This is a genomic window from Nonomuraea sp. KM88, from assembly GCF_052245635.1.
Classification (GTDB): Bacteria; Actinomycetota; Actinomycetes; order Streptosporangiales; family Streptosporangiaceae; genus Nonomuraea.
This window is the reverse complement of sequence record NZ_JBQQCC010000001.1, coordinates 179,906-198,597: the sequence shown is the minus strand read 5'-3', so window position 1 is coordinate 198,597 and position 18,692 is coordinate 179,906. Positions and strand designations below refer to the sequence as shown.

General features: G+C 68.3%; 16 protein-coding genes and 1 pseudogene. 11 read left to right on the top strand and 6 right to left on the bottom strand.

What is annotated here, in order from left to right; genetic code table 11:
* Positions 1-82: 82 nt before the first annotated feature.
* Positions 83-724, top strand: a pseudogene (locus tag ACTWPV_RS00955) (ABC transporter ATP-binding protein); the annotation flags it as partial.
* Between the two features lie 170 nt (positions 725-894).
* On the top strand, positions 895-1,671 hold the full coding sequence (locus tag ACTWPV_RS00950; RefSeq protein WP_443150199.1) for an ABC transporter permease: 777 nt from the start codon (positions 895-897) through the stop codon (positions 1,669-1,671).
* Between the two features lie 172 nt (positions 1,672-1,843).
* On the opposite strand, the gene ACTWPV_RS00945 is transcribed toward ACTWPV_RS00950, so the two are convergent.
* Entirely contained in the window at positions 1,844-3,529 is a 1,686-nt protein-coding gene (locus ACTWPV_RS00945; protein WP_347641569.1) for a ribonuclease J, read from the bottom strand.
* A 54-nt stretch (positions 3,530-3,583) separates the two neighbouring features.
* Entirely contained in the window at positions 3,584-4,501 is a 918-nt protein-coding gene (dapA, locus tag ACTWPV_RS00940; RefSeq protein WP_443150198.1) for a 4-hydroxy-tetrahydrodipicolinate synthase, read from the bottom strand.
* A gap of 1,266 nt (positions 4,502-5,767) precedes the next feature.
* Here dapA and ACTWPV_RS00935 point away from each other — a divergent pair.
* Positions 5,768-6,484, top strand: a complete 717-nt coding sequence (locus ACTWPV_RS00935) for a GntR family transcriptional regulator (RefSeq protein WP_443150197.1) — start codon at positions 5,768-5,770, stop codon at positions 6,482-6,484.
* A gap of 546 nt (positions 6,485-7,030) precedes the next feature.
* Positions 7,031-7,687, top strand: coding sequence for a JAB domain-containing protein (locus ACTWPV_RS00930; RefSeq protein WP_443150196.1), 657 nt, complete (start codon positions 7,031-7,033; stop codon positions 7,685-7,687).
* A gap of 535 nt (positions 7,688-8,222) precedes the next feature.
* On the opposite strand, the gene ACTWPV_RS00925 is transcribed toward ACTWPV_RS00930, so the two are convergent.
* A complete protein-coding gene (locus tag ACTWPV_RS00925) occupies positions 8,223-8,876 on the bottom strand; it encodes a class I SAM-dependent methyltransferase (RefSeq protein ID WP_443150195.1) in 654 nt (217 codons plus the stop codon).
* 1,001 nt (positions 8,877-9,877) lie between these two features.
* Here ACTWPV_RS00925 and ACTWPV_RS00920 point away from each other — a divergent pair.
* Positions 9,878-10,393, top strand: a complete 516-nt coding sequence (locus ACTWPV_RS00920) for a GntR family transcriptional regulator (RefSeq protein WP_347641564.1) — start codon at positions 9,878-9,880, stop codon at positions 10,391-10,393.
* A 37-nt stretch (positions 10,394-10,430) separates the two neighbouring features.
* Here the strand turns inward: ACTWPV_RS00920 and ACTWPV_RS00915 are convergent, their stop codons facing one another.
* The 3 genes from ACTWPV_RS00915 to ACTWPV_RS00905 are packed head-to-tail and all read right to left on the bottom strand — an operon-like array spanning position 10,431 to position 12,835.
* Entirely contained in the window at positions 10,431-10,832 is a 402-nt protein-coding gene (locus ACTWPV_RS00915) for an ASCH domain-containing protein (protein ID WP_443150194.1), read from the bottom strand.
* 9 nt (positions 10,833-10,841) lie between these two features.
* Positions 10,842-11,864: a hypothetical protein gene (locus ACTWPV_RS00910; RefSeq protein WP_347641562.1), complete on the bottom strand. Its 1,023-nt coding sequence runs from the start codon at positions 11,862-11,864 to the stop codon at positions 10,842-10,844.
* 44 nt (positions 11,865-11,908) lie between these two features.
* Positions 11,909-12,835, bottom strand: coding sequence for a DMT family transporter (locus ACTWPV_RS00905; protein WP_347641561.1), 927 nt, complete (start codon positions 12,833-12,835; stop codon positions 11,909-11,911).
* On the opposite strand from ACTWPV_RS00905, the gene ACTWPV_RS00900 reads away from it, so the two are divergent.
* From ACTWPV_RS00900 to ACTWPV_RS00875, 6 genes are all read left to right on the top strand, one after another.
* Positions 12,834-14,243 (top strand): aminotransferase-like domain-containing protein, encoded by a 1,410-nt coding sequence (locus ACTWPV_RS00900; protein ID WP_443150193.1) that lies wholly within the window; start codon positions 12,834-12,836, stop codon positions 14,241-14,243. The two genes, ACTWPV_RS00905 and ACTWPV_RS00900, sit on opposite strands and share 2 nt — an antisense overlap.
* 30 nt (positions 14,244-14,273) lie before the next feature.
* Positions 14,274-14,789, top strand: coding sequence for a CGNR zinc finger domain-containing protein (locus ACTWPV_RS00895; protein ID WP_443150192.1), 516 nt, complete (start codon positions 14,274-14,276; stop codon positions 14,787-14,789).
* Between the two features lie 44 nt (positions 14,790-14,833).
* Entirely contained in the window at positions 14,834-15,442 is a 609-nt protein-coding gene (locus tag ACTWPV_RS00890; protein ID WP_347641558.1) for a GNAT family N-acetyltransferase, read from the top strand.
* Between the two features lie 12 nt (positions 15,443-15,454).
* Positions 15,455-16,330 carry a 1,4-dihydroxy-2-naphthoate polyprenyltransferase gene (locus ACTWPV_RS00885; RefSeq protein ID WP_347641557.1) on the top strand — a complete coding sequence of 292 codons (876 nt, stop codon included), beginning with the start codon at positions 15,455-15,457 and terminating at the stop codon, positions 16,328-16,330.
* A 29-nt stretch (positions 16,331-16,359) separates the two neighbouring features.
* Positions 16,360-17,364, top strand: coding sequence for an adenosine deaminase (locus ACTWPV_RS00880; protein WP_443150191.1), 1,005 nt, complete (start codon positions 16,360-16,362; stop codon positions 17,362-17,364).
* A gap of 77 nt (positions 17,365-17,441) precedes the next feature.
* The gene (locus tag ACTWPV_RS00875; RefSeq protein WP_443150190.1) at positions 17,442-18,692 is read left to right on the top strand and encodes a KAP family P-loop NTPase fold protein; all 1,251 of its coding nucleotides are present in this window, start codon (positions 17,442-17,444) and stop codon (positions 18,690-18,692) included.

The following is an 18,692-nucleotide window of genomic DNA, read 5'->3' as shown; positions in this document are numbered from 1 at the left end:
GCACGTCAGCCCAGGGTTTGACCTTCAGATTCGAACCGTGGTCCGACGCGCCGCCGACCCTCCGCACCGCATCCTTTACGGCGTGATCGAACTCCACCGCCTCACGAAACGGTACGGCGACACATGCGCGGTAGACGACCTGTCCTTCAAGGTCGGCCCCGGCCACGTGACCGGATTTCTGGGCCCTAACGGCGCCGGCAAGTCCACCACCCTGCGCCTGATCCTCGGCATCGACGCGGCCACTTCCGGGCACGCGCTCATCAACGGCCGGCCTTACCCATCGTTCAGCAGGCCGATGCACGAAGTGGGCGCGCTCTTGGATGCGAGCGCTGTCCACGGCGGACGCAGCGCCTACAACCACCTGCTCTGCCTCGCTCGCACCAACGACATCGGCCCAGCCCGGGTGACCGAGGTGCTGGAGCAGGTTGGCCTGGCGGACGTCAGCCGCAAACGGGTAGGCGGCTTCTCGCTCGGCATGAAACAACGGCTCGGCATCGCGGCCGCCCTGCTCGGCGACCCCGACGTGTTGATGTTCGACGAGCCTGTCAACGGACTCGATCCCGATGGCGTGCGGTGGATCCGCGGTCTCATGCGCTCGCTGGCCGCTGAGGGCAGGACCATCCTCCTGTCCAGCCATCTCATGAGCGAGATGGCCCTCACCGCCGAGCGCATCGTCATCATCGGCCGCGGCAAGCTGGTCGCCGAGGCGACGGTCGCGGATCTGACGGCGGCCTACCCATCGCTCGAAGACGCCTACATGGCGCTGACCGCCTCCAGCGTGCAGTTCGGAGCCGCCCGATGATCAGCCGGCGCAGGCCACCAGCCGAAACCCTTCGAGCACCGAGCACCCCTCGTGTCCGTCACCAGCGTCCCCGTACCCGAACGACTTCGTTCGTGGGCGTTCTCTCGTCGGAGTGGATCAAGCTCCGCTCTGTTCGCTCGACCCACCTCATCCTCGCCCTCGGCGTCAGCGCCGTTCTGCTGGGCTACGCGCTGGCCATGATGGCCGCCGGCATGTACGACGACGCCCCACCCGAACAACGCTTGAGCGCTCGCATCGCGGACCTCGAGGAAGTGGTCGTGATCGTGCCCCAGCTCTGCATAGGCATCCTGGGCACGCTGGCCATCACGTCCGAATACGCGAGCGGCATGATCAGAACGAGCCTAACCATCGTCCCGCGCCGGTGGCCGATGCTCGCCGCCAAGTCCACGGTCGTGGGGGCACTGGGCCTGATCACCGGTGCGACAGCGGTCTTCGGCACCTATGCCGTCACCCGATGGGTCCTCGGTGACCGGTTCTCGGGTGCATACTCCGGCGCGTTCGCGGACCGGCTTCCGCTCCTGATCGCCATCAGCGTCTCGGTGCCGGTGTTCGCACTACTCGGCCTCGGCCTCGGCGCGCTCCTGCGCTCGAGCGCCGGTGCCATCGCCATCATCGTCGGTCTCGTCTACGTCATCCCCATGATCATCGGCAACATCCCCGAGCCTTGGAGCGAACGCCTCGGATCCGTGATGATCGGAGCGCTTCCCCGCGAGATCACCGGCGACACGATCACAACCTCGGTCTACGGCTCGCTCTTGCCTCCCGCGGTGGCCGCCGCCGTGCTGGTCGCCTACGCAGCTCTCCCCCTGCTCGCCGCAGCCTGGCTGATGCGCAGGAGGAACGCCTGAGATGTGGGCGCCGATACTCACAAAGCATCCTGGCATGTCGCCGCCGACCCATATGAAAGCCCTCGACCCGCAGGTCAAGAGACCGCAGCGGGCATGTGATCGTCCGGCGATGCGCAAGACCGGAACGCCTGCCGTACCATCAGGCGTTCCGGCTGCCATGCCGTCAGTGAGCTCAGACCTCGAGCACCACGGGGATGATCATCGGACGGCGGCGGTAGGTGTCGCTCACCCAGCGACCCACCGTGCGGCGGACCACCCGGCGAATCTCCTGCATGTCGACCACCCCCTCCGCGGCCTTCTCCTCGAGGGCCCGTTCGATCTGCGGAATGAACTCGTCGAACTGCATAGGGTCGATGCCCGAGCCTCGAGCGTGAATCTCGGGACCCGCGGTGAGCTTGCCGGTGTTGGAGTCGACAACGACGACCACGGAGATGAATCCCTCGTCTCCGAGGATCCTGCGGTCCTTCAGCGAAGTGTCGGTGATCTCACCGACCGACGAACCGTCAACGTAGACATATCCGGCGTGCACCGCACCGGCGATCTTTGCGCGGCCGTCGATCAGGTCGACCACGACGCCGTCTTCGGCGATCACGATGTGATCGTCCGGCACGCCCGTGAGGGCGGCCAGCTTGGCGTGGGCTCGCAGGTGCCGCCACTCGCCGTGCACGGGCATGAAGTTCGACGGGCGTGTCAGGTTGAGCACGTAGAGGAGCTCGCCGGCGGCCGCGTGACCGGAGACGTGCACCTTGGCGTTGCCCTTGTGCACGACCCGTGCGCCCCACCGGGTGAGACCGTTGATCACCTTGTTGACCGCGGTCTCGTTACCCGGCACCAGCGACGAAGCCAGGAGCACGGTGTCGCCCTCGGCGATGCGGATCGGATGGTCACGGTTGGCCATCCTCGACAACGCCGCCATCGGCTCGCCCTGGGAGCCGGTGCAGACCAGCACCACATCCTGTGGCGGCCACTCCTCGATGTCGCGCGAGTCGACGATCAGCTCCGGCGGCACCTTGAGATAGCCGAGGTCGCGGGCCACCCCCATGTTACGCACCATCGATCGTCCGACCAGGGCGACCTTACGACCGTGCCGCGCGGCGGCGTCCATGACCTGCTGGATGCGGTGGACGTGCGAGGCGAAGCTCGCCACGATGACCCGCTGCTCGGAGGTGCGGATCACCTCGTCGATGACCGGCGCGATCTCCCGCTCGCTGGTGACGAACCCAGGCACCTCGGCATTGGTCGAGTCGGACATCAGCAGGTCGACGCCCTCGGTGCCAAGCCTGGCGAAGCCTCCGAGATCGGTGAGGCGGCCGTCGCTCGGCAGCTGGTCCATCCGGAAGTCGCCGGTGTGCAGCACGATGCCGGCGGGCGTCCTGATAGCCACGGCCAGCGCGTCGGGGATCGAGTGGTTGACCGCGAGAAACTCGCAGTCGAAGGGTCCGAAGACGTGCCGTTCGCCTTCGACGACCTCGCGTTTGGTCGGCTGGATCCGATGCTCGGTGAGCTTGGCCTCGATCAGGGCAAGCGTGAGCTTGGATCCGATGAGCGGAATATCGCGCCGCTCGCGCAGCAGATAGGGCACAGCTCCGATGTGGTCTTCGTGAGCGTGCGTCAGTACGACGGCTTCGACATCGTCGAGCCGGTCTCTGATGTATTCGAAGTCGGGCAGAATGAGGTCGACACCCGGCTGGTCAGGCTCGGGGAACAACACCCCACAGTCGACGATCAGCAGACGGCCGTCGTATTCGAAGACGGCCATGTTTCTGCCGATCTCGCCCAGCCCGCCGAGCGCGACGATGCGCAAGCCGCCGTGAGGCAGCGCCGGTGGGGGGCCAAGCTCAGGATGCGGATGGCTCATGCCCGGCCCCCACGGTCAGATCGTGTTCTCAAAACTCCCGGTTCCTCCCCGTTCCTATGCGTCTGTCAACTTCACCCCGCCGGCTACCAGGCAAGCACGCAGCTCGGCGATTTGCTTCTCTGTCGCGTCCACGAGCGGCAGCCGTACCGGCCCTACCGGCACGCCCACCATGCTCAGTGCCGCCTTTGCCATGATCGCGCCGCCCGCACGCAGCATGATCCCGTCCACGACGGGAGCCACCTGACTGTGCAGGGCAAGCGCTTGAGCGACCTCGCCGCTCTTGTGCAGGTGGATCATTCGCGCCAACTCGGCGCCGACCACATGCCCGACGACGCTGACGAACCCGGTCGCCCCGAGCGAGAGCCAGGCCAGGTTGAGCAGGTCGTCTCCCGAATAGAAGACAAGATCGGTAGCGATCATCACCTGACTGGCAGCGAACAGATCGCCCTTGGCGTCCTTGACGGCCACAATCCGTTCGTGTTGCGCCAGCCTGATCAGAGTCTCAGTTTTGATCGGCACTCCGCTACGCCCCGGGATGTCATAGAGCATCACGGGAAGGTCGGTCGCGTCGGCGACAGCGGTGAAGTGCCGATACAAACCCTCTTGCGGAGGCTTGTTGTAGTAAGGCGTCACCACCAGGAGGCCGTGTGCGCCGTCACGTGCCGCCTGCTTCGCGAGCTCGACACTATGGCGGGTGTCGTTGGAGCCCGCTCCCGCCACCACGGCCGCGCGGTCACCGACCGCGTCGAGGACGGCACTGACGATGCGCTGTTTCTCCTCGTCCGAAGTGGTGGGCGACTCACCAGTCGTCCCGTTGACGATCAAGCCGTCATTTCGCTGCTCGTCTACCAGATAGGCAGCAAGACGTCGCACAGCCACATAATCGACCTCACCGTCAGAAGTGAACGGCGTGACCATCGCGGTCAGCATCCGGCCGAAGGGCGCATCGGTGGTTCCAGTTGGCGATGCCATAGTGCGAACGCTACCTGGATTCAGAAATCCATTGGACGTCGCCACCCCGCTTTGCCTGCCTGGAGCCGCCTTTTGCCCCCTTTCGACAGCAGTCGTGGGCCGCTCACCCAACGATAGGTCCTTCGGCTGAGTCCTCCAGCCACACCGCCGTTGCGACCCGCCATTACGCGCGGACCTCGTCGCAGGCCCACGGCCTCCGCCCAGGAACACTCTCGCTGCCGCTCACCCCGGCTCCCGGGACCGCCGCGGCCCACGACATCCCCTTGGCCGATCGCTCACCTCTCCAACGCCGGACCACGCGATCCCCTGGCCCCGGCCCGCTCCCAAGGCTCTCCCCCGAGCATGGCGCTCCCAGCCCAGGAACAGGAAGTCTCCGCGGATCCGGACCTCTTCTTTCGCTGTCGCCGTCATCCCGGTCAGCGCATGCGCCACCGTCATCCCTGTCGCCCGCACGCGCCGCCTCATGCCCGTCCTCAAGCGCCGCCCGCATGCCTCTCCCGCAGGCGCCGCCCCAGCGCCGTGCCATCCCCGTCCTGCAAGCGCCACCCTCATGTCCCCCTCCACTAGCGCCACCGCCACCCTCATGACCTCCGCAGGCACCACCCTCCCGGTTTCCGCAAGCGCCGCCGCCATCCCCATCCCCGCAAGCGCCACCCTCATGCGCCCCTCCACCGCGCCACCCTCATGACCGCACCACCCTCCCGGCTTCCGCAACCGCCGCCATCCCCGCAACTGCCGCCCTCATGCCCTCCCTGCAGGCGCTACGCCATCCCCGCCAACGCGGCCGCGTTCGTGGCAGTTCTGGCTGGCCAGTGTGTTACTCGATGCGGGAGTGAGACTGATGCGGCCCTGGTGTCGGCCTCCGCCGCTGCTGGGGCATTTGGCCGTACAAGCGGTGTGCCGTACTGTCCGAACTGCGAGGATGTAGGCATGCGCGACGCGCCCGGGCAGTCGAAGCGACGTCCCTGGCCGCAGCGCCGCCCCGCCAGAATGCCGCGGGCCGGACGCGACCGGTCCGCCCGATCCACAGAGCCGCTGGAGCGGCAGGTATGGGCATGGAAGAGGTCGCCGATATGTGCTCGGGGGTACACACATCGACGACCTCTATCGGAGAATCGGCGTCCCTTACATCCGCGTTACAGGGTTTCTCCGATAATTTTCCGCCATCGCAAAGTTGGGGCTCCAGCAGTCGTCGATGACGGTCGGTTACCTGCCGAATACGGCAACATAGGGCAACGCCTCACACGAACCCCCAGGGATGGACTAGTGGCCACCTCAGATCCGGTCTACCTGCGTGTCGTCGAAGACATCCGGCGACAGATCACCGACGGCGCCCTTCCCCCCGGCGCGCCCATTCCATCGCGGGCGCAGCTGACCCGTAAATATCAGGTCGGCGAGACCGCCGCCCGTCACGCCCTTCGCGTACTAGCGGGTGAAGGCCTCATCATCGGCCGCGTGGGATCGGGCCATTACGTCAGGGAACGCCCCGACCTCACCGCGTTGCATCGATGGCGGTTCTTGGATCACCCTGCCCCGTTCGCGGCAGACCTGCAGTCTCAGGGCAGGCGCGTGACATGGGACTGGCACAGCGAACCAGCCGAAGCGGGCCCTGACATCGCCAGGCGGCTGCGCCTCAGCGAGTCGACCACGCTGAGCAAGACGCGTTACGTCTATCGCGGCGACGGCAAGCCGCTGCAGCTCGCCACCTCGTACGAGCCGATGGAGTTCGCCGCCCATTCGGAGGAGGAACGGCGCGGCCTGGTGGCGAGGATGTACGCCCACGGCATCAAGATCACCGAGGTGGTCGAGAGCGTGCACACCCGCGTTCCCCGCCCCGCGGAGAGCGACGCGCTCGACCTGGCGGCGGGCGTTCACGTGCTGCACATCGAGCGCACTCACTGGGCCGGCGATCGTCCCGTTGAGACCAGCGACATCGTCATCCCGGGAGACCGCTTCCGGATCACGTACAGCATGCCCGTCTAGGCAGGCTCTGGCTCCGGGCGAGCGCCTCCTCGCCCGGAGCCCGCTCTTCCGCCACGACCACACTTCGCAGGACGCGATTCCGCGCATCTCCTGGACGCTCTCGGCGCACGATGCGTGTCGACAGGCGGCACCGGGTCACGCACTGCGGATCCCGGGGCAGGCAGGTGCGCGGACAGCGGACAGGCGCCGTGAGCCGGAAGCACGCGTCACCGGCCCTCGGCACCGTTCTGGGTCACCTTTACGACCTCGCCCCGCCCAGCCTCCGGCGGGTCCGACGGTGTGCACGCCGTCAGCCCACAAGCGCGACGCCTTCCCCGCCAGGGTGGCAGAACGTGGCAGGATGTTCTGCGGCTGCTCAAGGACCGCTGGAGAAGCCGCCGACGGCGCTGGTCCGGACGAAGCCGGTGGCAATCCCCTCCCCAACGCCCCGGCTGCGCACCGTGTTATCTCGATATTTCACCTACGGGGCCACGTCTGGGATGCGCGGCAAACGCGCAGGTCAGAGATTGTCGGTACGCGTTGATAGAACGGTCGCGGAGGTTGCCGATGCGAGTCAAGGATCTACCGAAAAGCGACCGGCCCCGCGAGCGGCTCATGGCCAGCGGTGCCGCCGCTCTCGCCGACCGGGAGCTGCTGGCCGTGCTGCTCGGCTCGGGGTTTCGCGGGTCGAGCGCTCTCGATCTGGCCAGCGAGGTGATCCAGCGCTGCGGGGATCTGGAGACGCTCAGCCGATCCGAGCCGCACCGGCTGCTCACCGTGCCCGGCATCGGCCCGGCCAAGGCCGCGCGGGTGAGCGCGGCCTTCCATCTCGTACGGCGGGCGGACGCCTGGCCGGAGCGGGAGCGGATCAACAACACGTCCGACCTGGCACACGCGTGCGCCCCTCTGCTGCGAGATCGTACTCAGGAGCGGCTGGTCCTGGTCGTGTGCGACATCCGTGGCCGGGTGCTCAGGCGCGTTGTGCTCTCCGAGGGCGGGGCCGACCATACGACGGTGCCGATCCGGGAGGTGATCACCGAAGTGCTCACCGCGGGCGGCGCGATGTTCGGCCTGGCACACAACCATCCGGGCGGTTCCCTGGAGCCGAGTGTGGCCGACCTGGAAGCCACCACCCAACTCCTCGCGGCCGCCGAGACCGTCGGGGTGCGCCTCCTCGACCACGTGATCATCGTCGATGAGGCCTGGCGACGTATCCCGACATAAACCCAATCCGCCGCCGACTCTCGCCCAGCCAACAGCAAAAACCATGATCTCCTGCATAGCGACGAACTGCAGTTTTCCAAGGGACCACCATGAGAACCTAATGCCGCGGGAGGCCGTTATGGACGTCAGTCGGCCATCACCCGCCATGGCGTGGCTCTGTGCCTCCGGAGGGCACGTCGCCACGTCCGTGGTTTCGCGCCGGTCCCGGGCGAAGTCCGATCGTCTACGTCGTGCGATTGGGCAGGCGCGTCGCCGGGGACCGGCGCGGAACACCTTCCGCGCAAGCCCGTTCGATTTGGTGCCTCGCCTTTCAACGCCATGGCTCTGCTCGATCTGGTTGGACGGGCAGCGGTCACGACAGCCGCAAACCGTCAGCCGGTGGGCGGAGGCTGCTGTGGCCTTGCTTTCCCTTCCGTGGGTGGCCGCTGCTCGACGTTGTACCAACGACGGCGGAGAGACGCGACGGCGCCAGTGCTCCACCAGCTTCCGGCACGTCATCCAGCGGATCGTCCGCCGCCGGCCGGGGCCAGCGTCGCTAGATACTTTCGGAAACCACGGTCACATCCCCACCCCGGAACACCTCCACGAGTGTATGACGGCACCAGTCGCTCGCCCTCTCCACACTGTCGTCCCCCCGCGCGATCGCGCTGTCCACGGCGACCTCTCCCAGTACGTAACGCAAATAATCGCCCAATATCATCAGCAGGGCGATCTCAACGTCGGCGTAGTCGAGCAGGCGCAGCCCCTCCGCGAGGAGCGGCAACTGCTGCACGGCCAGCGGCCGCCATCCGGGCGGCGATGGAAACCGCTGCTCGAACGACTCGAACCACGCCGCCAGCGCGTCGCCTGTCGGCGAGGACCGGCCTTTCGAGAAGTCGTACACGAGGAATAGCCCGTCCGGAGCCAGGACGCGGACCACCTCGGCAAGGGCGGAGGTGAGGTCGGTGTAGTTCAGCGAACCAGCGGCGGCGACGAGGTCGAACGACGCCGCGGCGAACGGCAGCCGCTCCGCTGTGCCGATGACGAATCGAGCGGAGGGCGCGACGGATCGCCGGTGGACAAGCATCGCCGGGACCGGCTCCAAGCCGACGACACGATGGGCCAAAGGCGCGAGCGCCGCAGTGGACACGCCGCATCCGACATTTAGCGCGCGCCCCACGGGACGCTCAAGGTGGACCGACGCGAGCATCCGCTGATGCACCGGAGGTCGGTCGAAGGCGTAGCTCGCCGCCAGCGTAGACGCTGGTCATGGATGCTCCGAGATCGGTCCGGCCACGCAAGCGATAACGCCTGGTGAAGCGCAGGCCGACCACGGGGCGGATGCTGGTCGATGGCCGGCAGACGCCACTTGTCCTGGTCTACCTTCGCAAGGGCGACCCCTCACACGGGGCTGGCTTCGGGGTGTCGACCACGGCGTGGCGGTATGTGCAGGAGACAGTGGCGTCGGCGCGTTCGCCCAAGCTGATGGCGGCGTTACCCCAGCAGCGCTGCGCGGCGGGACTCGACCTGAGCGCCGCCCGTATCCGGGCATCCTGCGCCCTCTGAAAGCGGGGATCAGCACTCTCTCGGACCATGCCTGTCAGGGGACGCCTCCTCCCACTACAAGGGCCACGACGAGCTCGTGTCCGAGAAGCAGGTCGATCGGTCGAACGCCAGACTCCGCGGGCCCGGTGAACGCGCGACCACCCAGCTCAAGGGGCGAAGGACTTTCCAGAGGCTACGCTGCAGCCCCAGCAGGCCGGTCATTTTTGCGAGGCCACCGTCGTCACCGGTCGGAGGCTGCTCCGTACCGGGTTGCGGTCCTGAGTTGTCGACGCGAACCAGCTTTTTCGGTAGATCGAACAGAGAGTTCCACACATCGTGCACTCGAGAGTTCGGTCTGGTGGTGAACTCCTCGACCTTGACGTTGACTCCCACTCTGGTGATTTTCCGAATGAAGGACAGGCCGCCCGCCATGCACAATTCGTAGACCACCGGCATGCATTCACACGTGCAGTCCCTGACCCGCACCCGCGATCGCGGGACCTCTGGGTCCCATGTGATGGCTCCGCGTACGTCGGCGCCCGGTCGAACGTGCCGGCCATGCAGGTCTCCCTCTTCCCATCGCATGCCGCTCACTATAACGGTCGACGTATCTATTGGTCTAGTTAACGTATCCATAGGCTCGCAAGACGTCTGTTTTGAGCGCGCATGTACGGTTTCGTCTATAATCCGAACGTGCTAGATCGCGAAGGGCCCGTGCCCGTCTACAGGCAGGTCGCCGACCTGGTCCGCGATCAGATCGAACGCGGCGAGCTCCAAGCAGGCGATCCGGTGCCGAGCGAGGCCACGCTCGAAAAGGAATATGACATCGCACGGACGACCGCCCGGCGGGTGGCCCGCGAACTGCGCGAGCAAGGCCTGGCGTACACCGTGCAGGGCGAGGGCACGTTCGTCGGCCAGCCTGGTGCGCCACGATCGCCCAAAACGATACCGCTCTATCAAAAAATCGCCGGAGAAGTCGCGGAAAATATCCGGAATGGCGACATCCCGCCGAACAGGGCCATCCCCGGCGAAAAGGTGATGATGCGACAGTACGGCGTCGCCAAAGTCACCGTACGCCAGGCGGTCGCCTATCTCCGAGAGCAGGGATGGGTCTTCACCGTCCCTTATCGGGGCACATATGTGAACAGCCCAGAGAAATGGCCCGTAAATCGGGATTCTTAGTCCGTGAGCGGCCCCGCCAGACCCCCTCCCGCGGCGGCTACGAACGCCGGCCGAGACGGAACCACACGCAGACGATCGTCGTGGCGTCGTCCACCTCATGACCCACGCCCGCCCAGTAGCGGCGGTGCGTCTGCCGCCAGTCGTCGACCGACTGGTACCCCTCCCCCTCGGCCACCGCGAACTCCCAGGTGACCGAGGCGAACGGCGTCAGCTCCACCCGCGTGATCTCGACCTCCCCGGCCCTGCCGCCGGTGTCGTCGACCAGGACCAGGCGCTCTCCGACCCGTTCGACTTCCTCACCCTCGGCTTCGTAGTCGAGGGTGAGCACGCCCGCCGTGGCGATTTTCTTTCCCGACAGGACGAGGTCGGTGAGCAGGGTGCGCACCCTGCCGGGGGTCCCCAGTTCCAGCACCCGGAGCCCGTCCATACGCGGCCACATGGCGCCATGTCAGAAGACCGGGATGATCTCCTCGGGATCGATGAAGTCCACCGGCACCCCTTCCAGGTCAAGCTCGGGAATGGCGGGGAAGGCGATCCCCCAGCGCTCCACGATCGCCCGGACCCTGGCCATGGCCACGCGCCAGTTCTCCGCCTGCTCCTCGTACGACAGGACGCCGAGCCCGGCCTCCCTGGCGTGGTCCATGAGGACGCGGTGGTTGGCCAGGAAGTACGGCGGAAGTTCCCAGAAGCCCTCAGGAGGCTCCCAGAGGATCATGCTGAGGAAGACGAAGCCCGCCCTGAGCTGGCGCGTGATCAGCGACTTGGTGTCCTCGGTGAGCCCGGGCCACTCGTTCTCCAGGATGGTCATGCAAATCTGTAGATGTCGGGATTCGTCCCTGCCGATGCGCTGGAACATCTCGCCGAAGACCGGGTGCTGCGTCCCCGAGGCCATGCCCCTGAAGAGCGTGGAGGCGGCCATCTCGCCCATCATGAAGCTGGTGAACAACACCGGGAGCGAGTATTTGCCCACGGCCGAGTTGTAGCCGTTCCAGTAGCGGCCGCCGTTGTGGTAGAGCCAGCCGATGTTGTTGTGGGCGGCTGATTCGAGGTCGTCGGAGGGCGTCCAGTCGAGCGGTCCGCCCGGCCAGAGCCTTGCGATGGCGCGCTGGCAGCACTCCTCGTGGTTCATCTCGTCACGGGTGATCGAGAAGAAGCACTTCCTGACCGGATCCTCCTCGTGTTTCTCGAACGCCTGGATCGTGGCGCGGGCGAACACCGCCGGCCCCGAGGCGTCGAAGTTCGCCAGGACCGCGAACCAGTACATGATGCCCAGGCGCTGCTCGCGGGTGAAGTCGTCCGGCCGGAGACCGTCCCAGGGCAGGTCGGCCGGGTTCCAGACCATGCGCTTGGACTTCTCGTAGATGGCCGCGAGTTTCTCGGTCTCGACGCGCCATTCCATGGGATAGATGTTGGGCTGCGGGATCTGCGGTGCAGGCCAGAAACCGCCCTCTGGAATCGTGAGGTCCGCCATGTGTGACACCTCCTCCCCCATCCTGCGTGTCGGCGTCACGTCTTTCAAGTACGGGCGCGCTGGGTGACGGCCACGCAGACCAGGACGGCCAGCGCCGCGACGACCGTGACCGGGCCGAACCGTTCGCCCATCAGGAACCACGCCCAGACCAGGGTCAGGAGGGGCTGGGTGAGCTGGGTCTGGCCCGCCCTGGCGATGCCGCCCTTGGCCAGGCCCGCGTACCAGGGGAAGAAGCCCAGGAACATCGAGACCAGAGCCACGTAGGCGAAACCGGCCACCGACTGCGGGGCCGGCGCCATGGGGGTGGTCAGTGCCAGTGCCGCCGTGATGGGGGCCGTCAAGGGCAGGGACAAGACCAGCGCGTGGGAGATGACCTGCCAGCCGGGGGTCCCCCTGGACAGCCGGCCGCCCTCCGTGTAGCCGACCGCCGCCGACAGCAGCGCGCCGACCAGGAGCAGGTCGGGCCAGGTCGGCCTGCCCTGGTGCTGGGTGAGGGTGAAGGCGGTGATGGCGGCGGCGCCGGCCGTACAGGCGGCCCAGAAGAGCGGGCGGGGGCGCTCGCCGGCCGACACGACGGCGCAGGCGGCGGTGGCGGCGGGGAGGAGGCCGGTCACCACCGCGGCGTGAGCCGTGCTCGCGCCCAGGTCCAGGGCCAGGCCGCTGAAGGCGGGGAAGCCGAAGACCACGCCCAGGGAGATCAGGGCGTAGGGGCGCCACTGGTCGCGCGGCGGGAGCAGCGGGCGGCCCGCCGCCTTCAGGCAGACCAGGGCCACCACGCCCGCCACGGCGGCCCTGCCCAGCGCGACCAGCCACGGGTCGAAGCCCCGCAGCGCGAAGACGGTGGCCGGAAAGGAGCCGGAGAACGCCAGGACGCCGAGGAATGCCAGGGCGGTGCCGCGACGTCGCCGGCCGCGGTCGGAGGCGGGGACCGCTACTCCACCGGTGACAGTAGCGCTATTCTCCATTCTCATGGACAACGATAGCAGTATCGCCAAGATCGCCGCGATACTGCGTGGCGAGGCCGCCAGGCTCGGCCCTGGCGCGCGGCTGCCGTCCAGCCGGGAGATCATGCGCAGGCACAACGTCAGCCCCGTCACGGTGTCGCGGGCCATCGGGCAGCTGGCCGCCGAAGGGCGGGTGGTGACGAGACCCGGCAGCGGGGCGTTCGTGGCGCACCCGGCGCCCAGGGGCGAGGACCCGGCGGATTTCTCGTGGCAGACCGTCGCCCTGGGCGACCGGGTGGTCGACGAAGGGCCCGTCGCGGAGCTGCTGGGCGTGGCCGCCGAAGGCGTCGTACCGCTCACCGGCGGCTACCTGCGTCCGGGACTGCGGCCCGACAGGCAGTTGGCGGCCGCCGCGGCGCGGGCCGTGCGGCGGCCCGGCGCCTGGGCCATGCCGCCGCTGCCCGGCCTGCCCGAACTGCGCAGGTGGTTCGCGGCGCAGGCCGGAGGCGACGTGACCGCCGCCGACGCGCTCGTCGTGAGCGGCGGGCAGGCGGCGCTCACGCACGCGTTCCGCGCGCTCGCCGCCCCCGGCACGCCGGTGCTGGTCGAGACGCCCACCTACCCGGGCGCGCTGGTGGCGGCCAGGGCCGCGGGGCTGCGGCCCACGGCGGTGCCCACGGACCGCGACGGCGTACAGCCCGATCTGCTGGCCGAGGCGTTCGCCGTCACCGGCGCGCGGGTCTTCCTCTGCCAGCCCACCCTGCACAACCCGACGGGCGCGACCTTGCCGGCCGGCCGCCGGGCGCAGGTGCTGGACGTGGCCAGGGCGGCGGGCGCGTTCGTCATCGAGGACGACTTCGCCCGCTACCTGACCGGCCAGGCGCCCCCGTCGCTGGCGTCCATGGACCGGCACGGCACCGTCGTCCACGTGGGCTCGCTGACGAAGATCCTGTCGCCGAGCATGCGGGTGGCGGCCGTCATCGCCAGAGGGCCTGCCGCGCACCGGTTGCGGGCCAGCCAGCTCGTCGAATCGTTCTTCGTGGCACGGCCGCTGCAGGAGACGGCGCTGGAGTTCGTGGAGTCGCCGGCGTGGCGGCGGCATCTGGCCGCCGTGCACGCGGAGATCGGGGTCCGGCGCGACGCGCTGGCCGCCGCGCTCGCCGCGCGGATGCCGCGGGCCGAGCCGCACCTGCTGCCCGCCGGCGGGATGCACCTGTGGGTGCGGCTGCCGGCCGAGGTCGACGAGAACGCGCTGGTGGAGTCCGCCAGGCGGAACGGCGTTCTGGTGAGCCCCGGCCGGATCTACTACCCGTCCGAGCCGCCGGGTCCGCGGATCCGGGTGACCCACATGGCCGCCGCGCACCTGGCCGAGCTGCACGAAGGGGTACGCCGGCTCGCCCAGGCGCTGGACACGGTCACCGGAGAGCGCGCCTGAAAGTGATCCACGCCCGTTAGAGTGACCGGCATGCCGTGCCCTGCGGAGCTCGTACGCGACTTCGTGAACACCTACGACGTCGAGGCGCAGGCGGACGAGCTGTCCTCCCCCGCCGAACTGGCGCTGTGGCTGCGCGAGCGCGGCCTGTCCGGGCCGCGCGACCGGGCCACCGACGACGACCTCCACACCGCGACCGCCCTGCGCGAGAACCTCAGGGCGGCGCTCAGACGCGAGGCCGCCGAGCTGCCCGCGTTGCCGTTCACGATCAGGGCGAGGCGGGGCGAGCGTCCCGAGCCTGCCGCTGCCGGCGGCGGCGTGCGGGGCGGGCTGGCGGCGATCGCCGTGGCGGCCGTGACCGCGTCCTGGGACCGGCTCAAGGTGTGCGCGGAGGACACCTGCCAGTGGGCGTTCATCGACGCGTCGAAGAACCGATCGCGCTCGTGGTGTTCCATGAGGGTATGCGGTAACCGCACCAAGACCCGGGCTTACCGGGCGAGGAAGAAGGGTTCGCGTCATCTCCAAGGGTCAAACACCGATACGGTGTAAGTCGTGCCTTGTGGCATGAACGGCAGTCGAAGGAGCGGGCCGAGATGGCAGACGTAGGCGTCCGGGCGGCCCGGCGCGAGGATGTGCTCCAGGTTGCGAATACGCAGATCCGCGCCTGGCGCTACGGCTATCGGGATTTCCTCCCCGAGGGCCCACTCGAGCAGATGACCGGCGCGGCTGCGGAGAAGATGTGGTTGCGCCAGTGGGACGAGGCGATCGTCGCCCCGCCCACCCCCATGCATCGGGTGCTGGTGGCCGTGGAGACCATCCTCGACACCGAGGGCTTCCCCGCGCTCGGCAAGGGAGGCAGCGCCGCGCTGACCACTCCCCGCGGCGGCGAGCGCGTGGTGGGGCTGGCCTCCCATGCCCCCGCCGAAGACCCCGACCTCGACCCCAGCGTGGTGGCCGAGATGCTGACGCTGCTGGTCGATCCCGATTTCGTCCGGCGGGGCCACGGCAGCCGCCTGCTCAACGCCACCGTCGACCACCTGCGCGAAGACGGCTTCCAGCAGATCGTCACCTGGGCTTTCGCCGACAACTACGCGGTGCTCGGCTTCCTCGAGTCGGCCGGCTGGGGCGAGGACACCGCCGAACGCGTTCTCGACATGGGCCGCCCGATCAGGATGGTCCGGCTCACCACCGACATCAGCTAGAGGGTCGACGACATGGCAACCTCCGGTCAGTGGATCGCGGGCGCCCGCCCGCGCACGCTCCCCAACGCCGTCGTGCCGGTCATGGTGGGCACCGGCGTGGCCATCGGCGAGGGCGGCTTCGTGTGGTGGCGGGCGATCCTGGCGCTGCTCGTGGCGCTCTCGCTGCAGATCGGCGTCAACTACGCCAACGACTACAGCGACGGCGTCCGCGGCACCGACGACCATCGGGTCGGCCCGATGCGGCTGGTGGGCTCGCGGGCGGCCACGCCGCGGCAGGTGCTGACCGCCGCGCTGGGCAGTTTCGCCGTGGCGGCGGTGCTGGGGCTCGTCCTGGTCATCGTCACGCGGGCGTGGTGGATCCTGCTGGTGGGGGCGGCGTGCATCGCGGCCGGCTGGTTCTACACCGGGGGCAAGCGCCCGTACGGCTACCGTGGGCTGGGCGAGGTCGCCGTGTTCGTGTTCTTCGGGGTGGTGCCCGTGGTCGGCACGGCCTTCGTGCAGACCGGGTCGCTCAGCTGGGCGGCGCTCGTCGCGTCGGTCCCCGTGGGGCTGCTGTCGTGCTCGATGCTCGTGGTCAACAACCTGCGCGACGTCGGCACGGACGGCCAGGCGGGCAAGCGCACGCTCGCCGTGCTGCTGGGCGCCGAGCGCACCCGCGCACTCTACGTCGCCTGCCAGGTGGTGCCGTTCCTGGTGGCGCTGGCCATGATCCCGATCACACCGTGGGCCGCGCTCGCACTGCTCGCCGCGCCGCTGGCGGTCTCGCCGATCAGAGCGGTGCTGGGCAAGGCGGTCGGTCCCGCGCTGATCGCGGTGCTGCAGCAGACGGGGAAACTGCAGATGGCGTACGGGCTGCTCTTCGCGGTGGGGCTGGCGTTCGTCTTCTGAGGTGGCCGGGCATCTTCTAGGGTGGACAGGTGAAGGACTTCATCGCCGGCCTGCCCAAGTGCGAGCTCCACCTGCACATCGAGGGCACCCTCGAGCCCGAGCTCAAGTTCGAGCTGGCCAGGCGCAACGGCCTGCGACTGCCCTACGCGGACGTCGAGCAGATGCGGGCCGCCTACACCTTCGACAGCCTGCCGTCCTTCCTGCGGATCTACTACGAGGGCATGCGGGTGCTGCGCACCGAGCCCGACTTCTACGACCTGGCCATGGCCTACCTCCGCAAGGCCGCCGAGCAGAACGTCCGCTACGCCGAGATCTTCTTCGACCCGCAGGCCCACACCTCGCGCGGGGTGCCGTTCGACGTGGTGATCCGAGGGCTGCGGCGGGCGCTGATGGACGCGGAGGCGCGGCTCGGGGTGCGGGCGCAGCTCATCATGTGCTTCCTGCGCGACTTCCAGGCCGAATACGCGATGGCCACGCTGCTGGAGTCGTTGCCGTACAAGGAGTGGATCGCCGGCGTCGGGCTCGACTCCGACGAGCGGGGCAACCCGCCGGTCAAGTTCGCGGCGGTCTATGAGCGGGCCCGGCAGGAGGGTTATCTCCTGACGATGCACTGCGACGTCGACCAGGACGACGCGGTCGAGCACATCCGCCAGGCGGTCGAGGACATCGGCGTCAACCGGATCGACCACGGCGTCAACATCCTGGAGGACCAGCGGCTGGTGGAGGTGGTCCTGGAGCGCGGCATGGGGCTGACCTGCTGCCCGATCTCCAACGGCTACGTCACCGACTCGATGAAGGCCGAGGGCATCCGCACGCTGATGGATCTGGGCGTGCGGGTGACGATCAACTCCGACGACCCTGCCTATTTCGGGGCCTACGTGGGGGAGAACCTGGAGGCCCTGCAGGGCGCGCTCCAGCTCACCAGGGACGAGCTGGCCCGGCTCGAACGCGACGCTTTCGAGATCGCCTGGCTGCCGCGGCACGTCAAGGACGCCTATCTCGCCGAGGTGGACTCCTACCTCGCGCGGGGTTGACGTGTCCAGCGTTATCACAGTTAGATAACCACAGGCATTCGGCGAAATAAAAGAGGCATGCTCTTGCTGGAGGGACGATGCCCGATTTCGCGATGCTCTCGGACGCGCCGGTGGATTGGCGAGGAGATCTGCTCCAGTTTCGGCGCTACGTTAATCCGCTCGTTTCGGTCATCACCCATCCCCGCACGCAGACGCCTCTGACCATCGGCGTTTTCGGCGCGTGGGGAAGCGGGAAATCCACCCTGCTCCACATGGTCGACGAGCGGCTGCTCGATCAGCACGGCGACGCTTTCGTCCGGGTGCATTTCAACCCGTGGGTGCACCGCCGAGAGCCCGAGATGTTACTTCCGCTGCTGAACGCCCTGCACGACACGCTCAACGCCGACCCCGGCCGCCGTTTCGCCGGCACCGTACGGCGGCTCGGCGCGATCATGCTGAACCTCGCCGCCGACGAGGTGTTGAAGAGAGTCAACCTGGGCTCCGTGAGCGTGGAGAAGATCGGCAGGCTGGCCCAGCAGTACGCCGAGCTCCGCGGCCAGGTCGACAGCCAGACCGGCCGGCTGCGCGGGCTGCTGCAGCAGGAGGCCGACCGCCTGGCCGCCACGGGCAGGAAGATCATCTTTTTCGTGGACGACCTCGACAGGTGCGAGCCCGACCAGATCATCGACGTGCTCGAATCGATCAAGTTGTTCCTCGATCTCAGGAACGTCTTCGTGGTGATCGCGCTCGCCAAGGACGTGGTCGACCGCGGGGTGTCGGTGAAATATCAGCCGTTCGGCTTCTCCGACCACGCCACCATCGCCGACGACTACCTCGACAAGATGATCCAGCTCCCGCTGCACCTCTACCCGCTCGGCCCAGCGGAGGTGGGGGCCTTCATCCGCGATTCGCTCCCCGGCGAGATGGCCGCCAGGCATGTGGAGACGCTGGAACGGATCGTCGCGCCCAACCCGCGCAAGATCAAGCGGGTGCTCAACCTGCTGCGCGTGACCGAGGCTGTCATCGACAACACCCCCGGCCTCGCCGGCCTGCACACCGACCTGGTAGTGCGGCTGGTGGTGCTGCGGGTGCAGAGCCCGGAGCTGTTCGCGGACGTGGTGCGGCAGCCGGCCCTGCTGGTCGCGCTCGAACTCGCCTACCAGGACAAACTGGTCACCGACGTGCTCCAGGGCTTCCAGGCGCGCTTCGGCGCCCAGGCCGACGAGCTGCAGCGCCTCACCCAGGCCCACCACGACACGAACGCCCTCCTGGCGCCGTTGTTCGCCGGCTCCGCGTTCGAGGCGTCCTCCGGCGAGCTGCCCGCCTACCTGACCATGATCGGCGGATGA

Excerpts from the sequence above, each read along its gene's own strand:
- ACTWPV_RS00945 (WP_347641569.1), bottom strand. The coding sequence starts at position 3,529 with ATGAGCCATCCGCATCCTGAGCTTGGCCCCCCACCGGCGCTGCCTCAC.
- dapA (WP_443150198.1), bottom strand. The coding sequence starts at position 4,501 with ATGGCATCGCCAACTGGAACCACCGATGCGCCCTTCGGCCGGATGCTG.
- ACTWPV_RS00930 (WP_443150196.1), top strand. The coding sequence starts at position 7,031 with ATGCGAGTCAAGGATCTACCGAAAAGCGACCGGCCCCGCGAGCGGCTC.
- ACTWPV_RS00925 (WP_443150195.1), bottom strand. The coding sequence starts at position 8,876 with ATGCTCGCGTCGGTCCACCTTGAGCGTCCCGTGGGGCGCGCGCTAAAT.
- ACTWPV_RS00920 (WP_347641564.1), top strand. The coding sequence starts at position 9,878 with ATGTACGGTTTCGTCTATAATCCGAACGTGCTAGATCGCGAAGGGCCC.
- ACTWPV_RS00915 (WP_443150194.1), bottom strand. The coding sequence starts at position 10,832 with ATGTGGCCGCGTATGGACGGGCTCCGGGTGCTGGAACTGGGGACCCCC.
- ACTWPV_RS00910 (WP_347641562.1), bottom strand. The coding sequence starts at position 11,864 with ATGGCGGACCTCACGATTCCAGAGGGCGGTTTCTGGCCTGCACCGCAG.
- ACTWPV_RS00900 (WP_443150193.1), top strand. The coding sequence starts at position 12,834 with ATGGACAACGATAGCAGTATCGCCAAGATCGCCGCGATACTGCGTGGC.
- ACTWPV_RS00905 (WP_347641561.1), bottom strand. The coding sequence starts at position 12,835 with ATGAGAATGGAGAATAGCGCTACTGTCACCGGTGGAGTAGCGGTCCCC.
- ACTWPV_RS00895 (WP_443150192.1), top strand. The coding sequence starts at position 14,274 with ATGCCGTGCCCTGCGGAGCTCGTACGCGACTTCGTGAACACCTACGAC.
- ACTWPV_RS00890 (WP_347641558.1), top strand. The coding sequence starts at position 14,834 with ATGGCAGACGTAGGCGTCCGGGCGGCCCGGCGCGAGGATGTGCTCCAG.
- ACTWPV_RS00885 (WP_347641557.1), top strand. The coding sequence starts at position 15,455 with ATGGCAACCTCCGGTCAGTGGATCGCGGGCGCCCGCCCGCGCACGCTC.
- ACTWPV_RS00875 (WP_443150190.1), top strand. The coding sequence starts at position 17,442 with ATGCCCGATTTCGCGATGCTCTCGGACGCGCCGGTGGATTGGCGAGGA.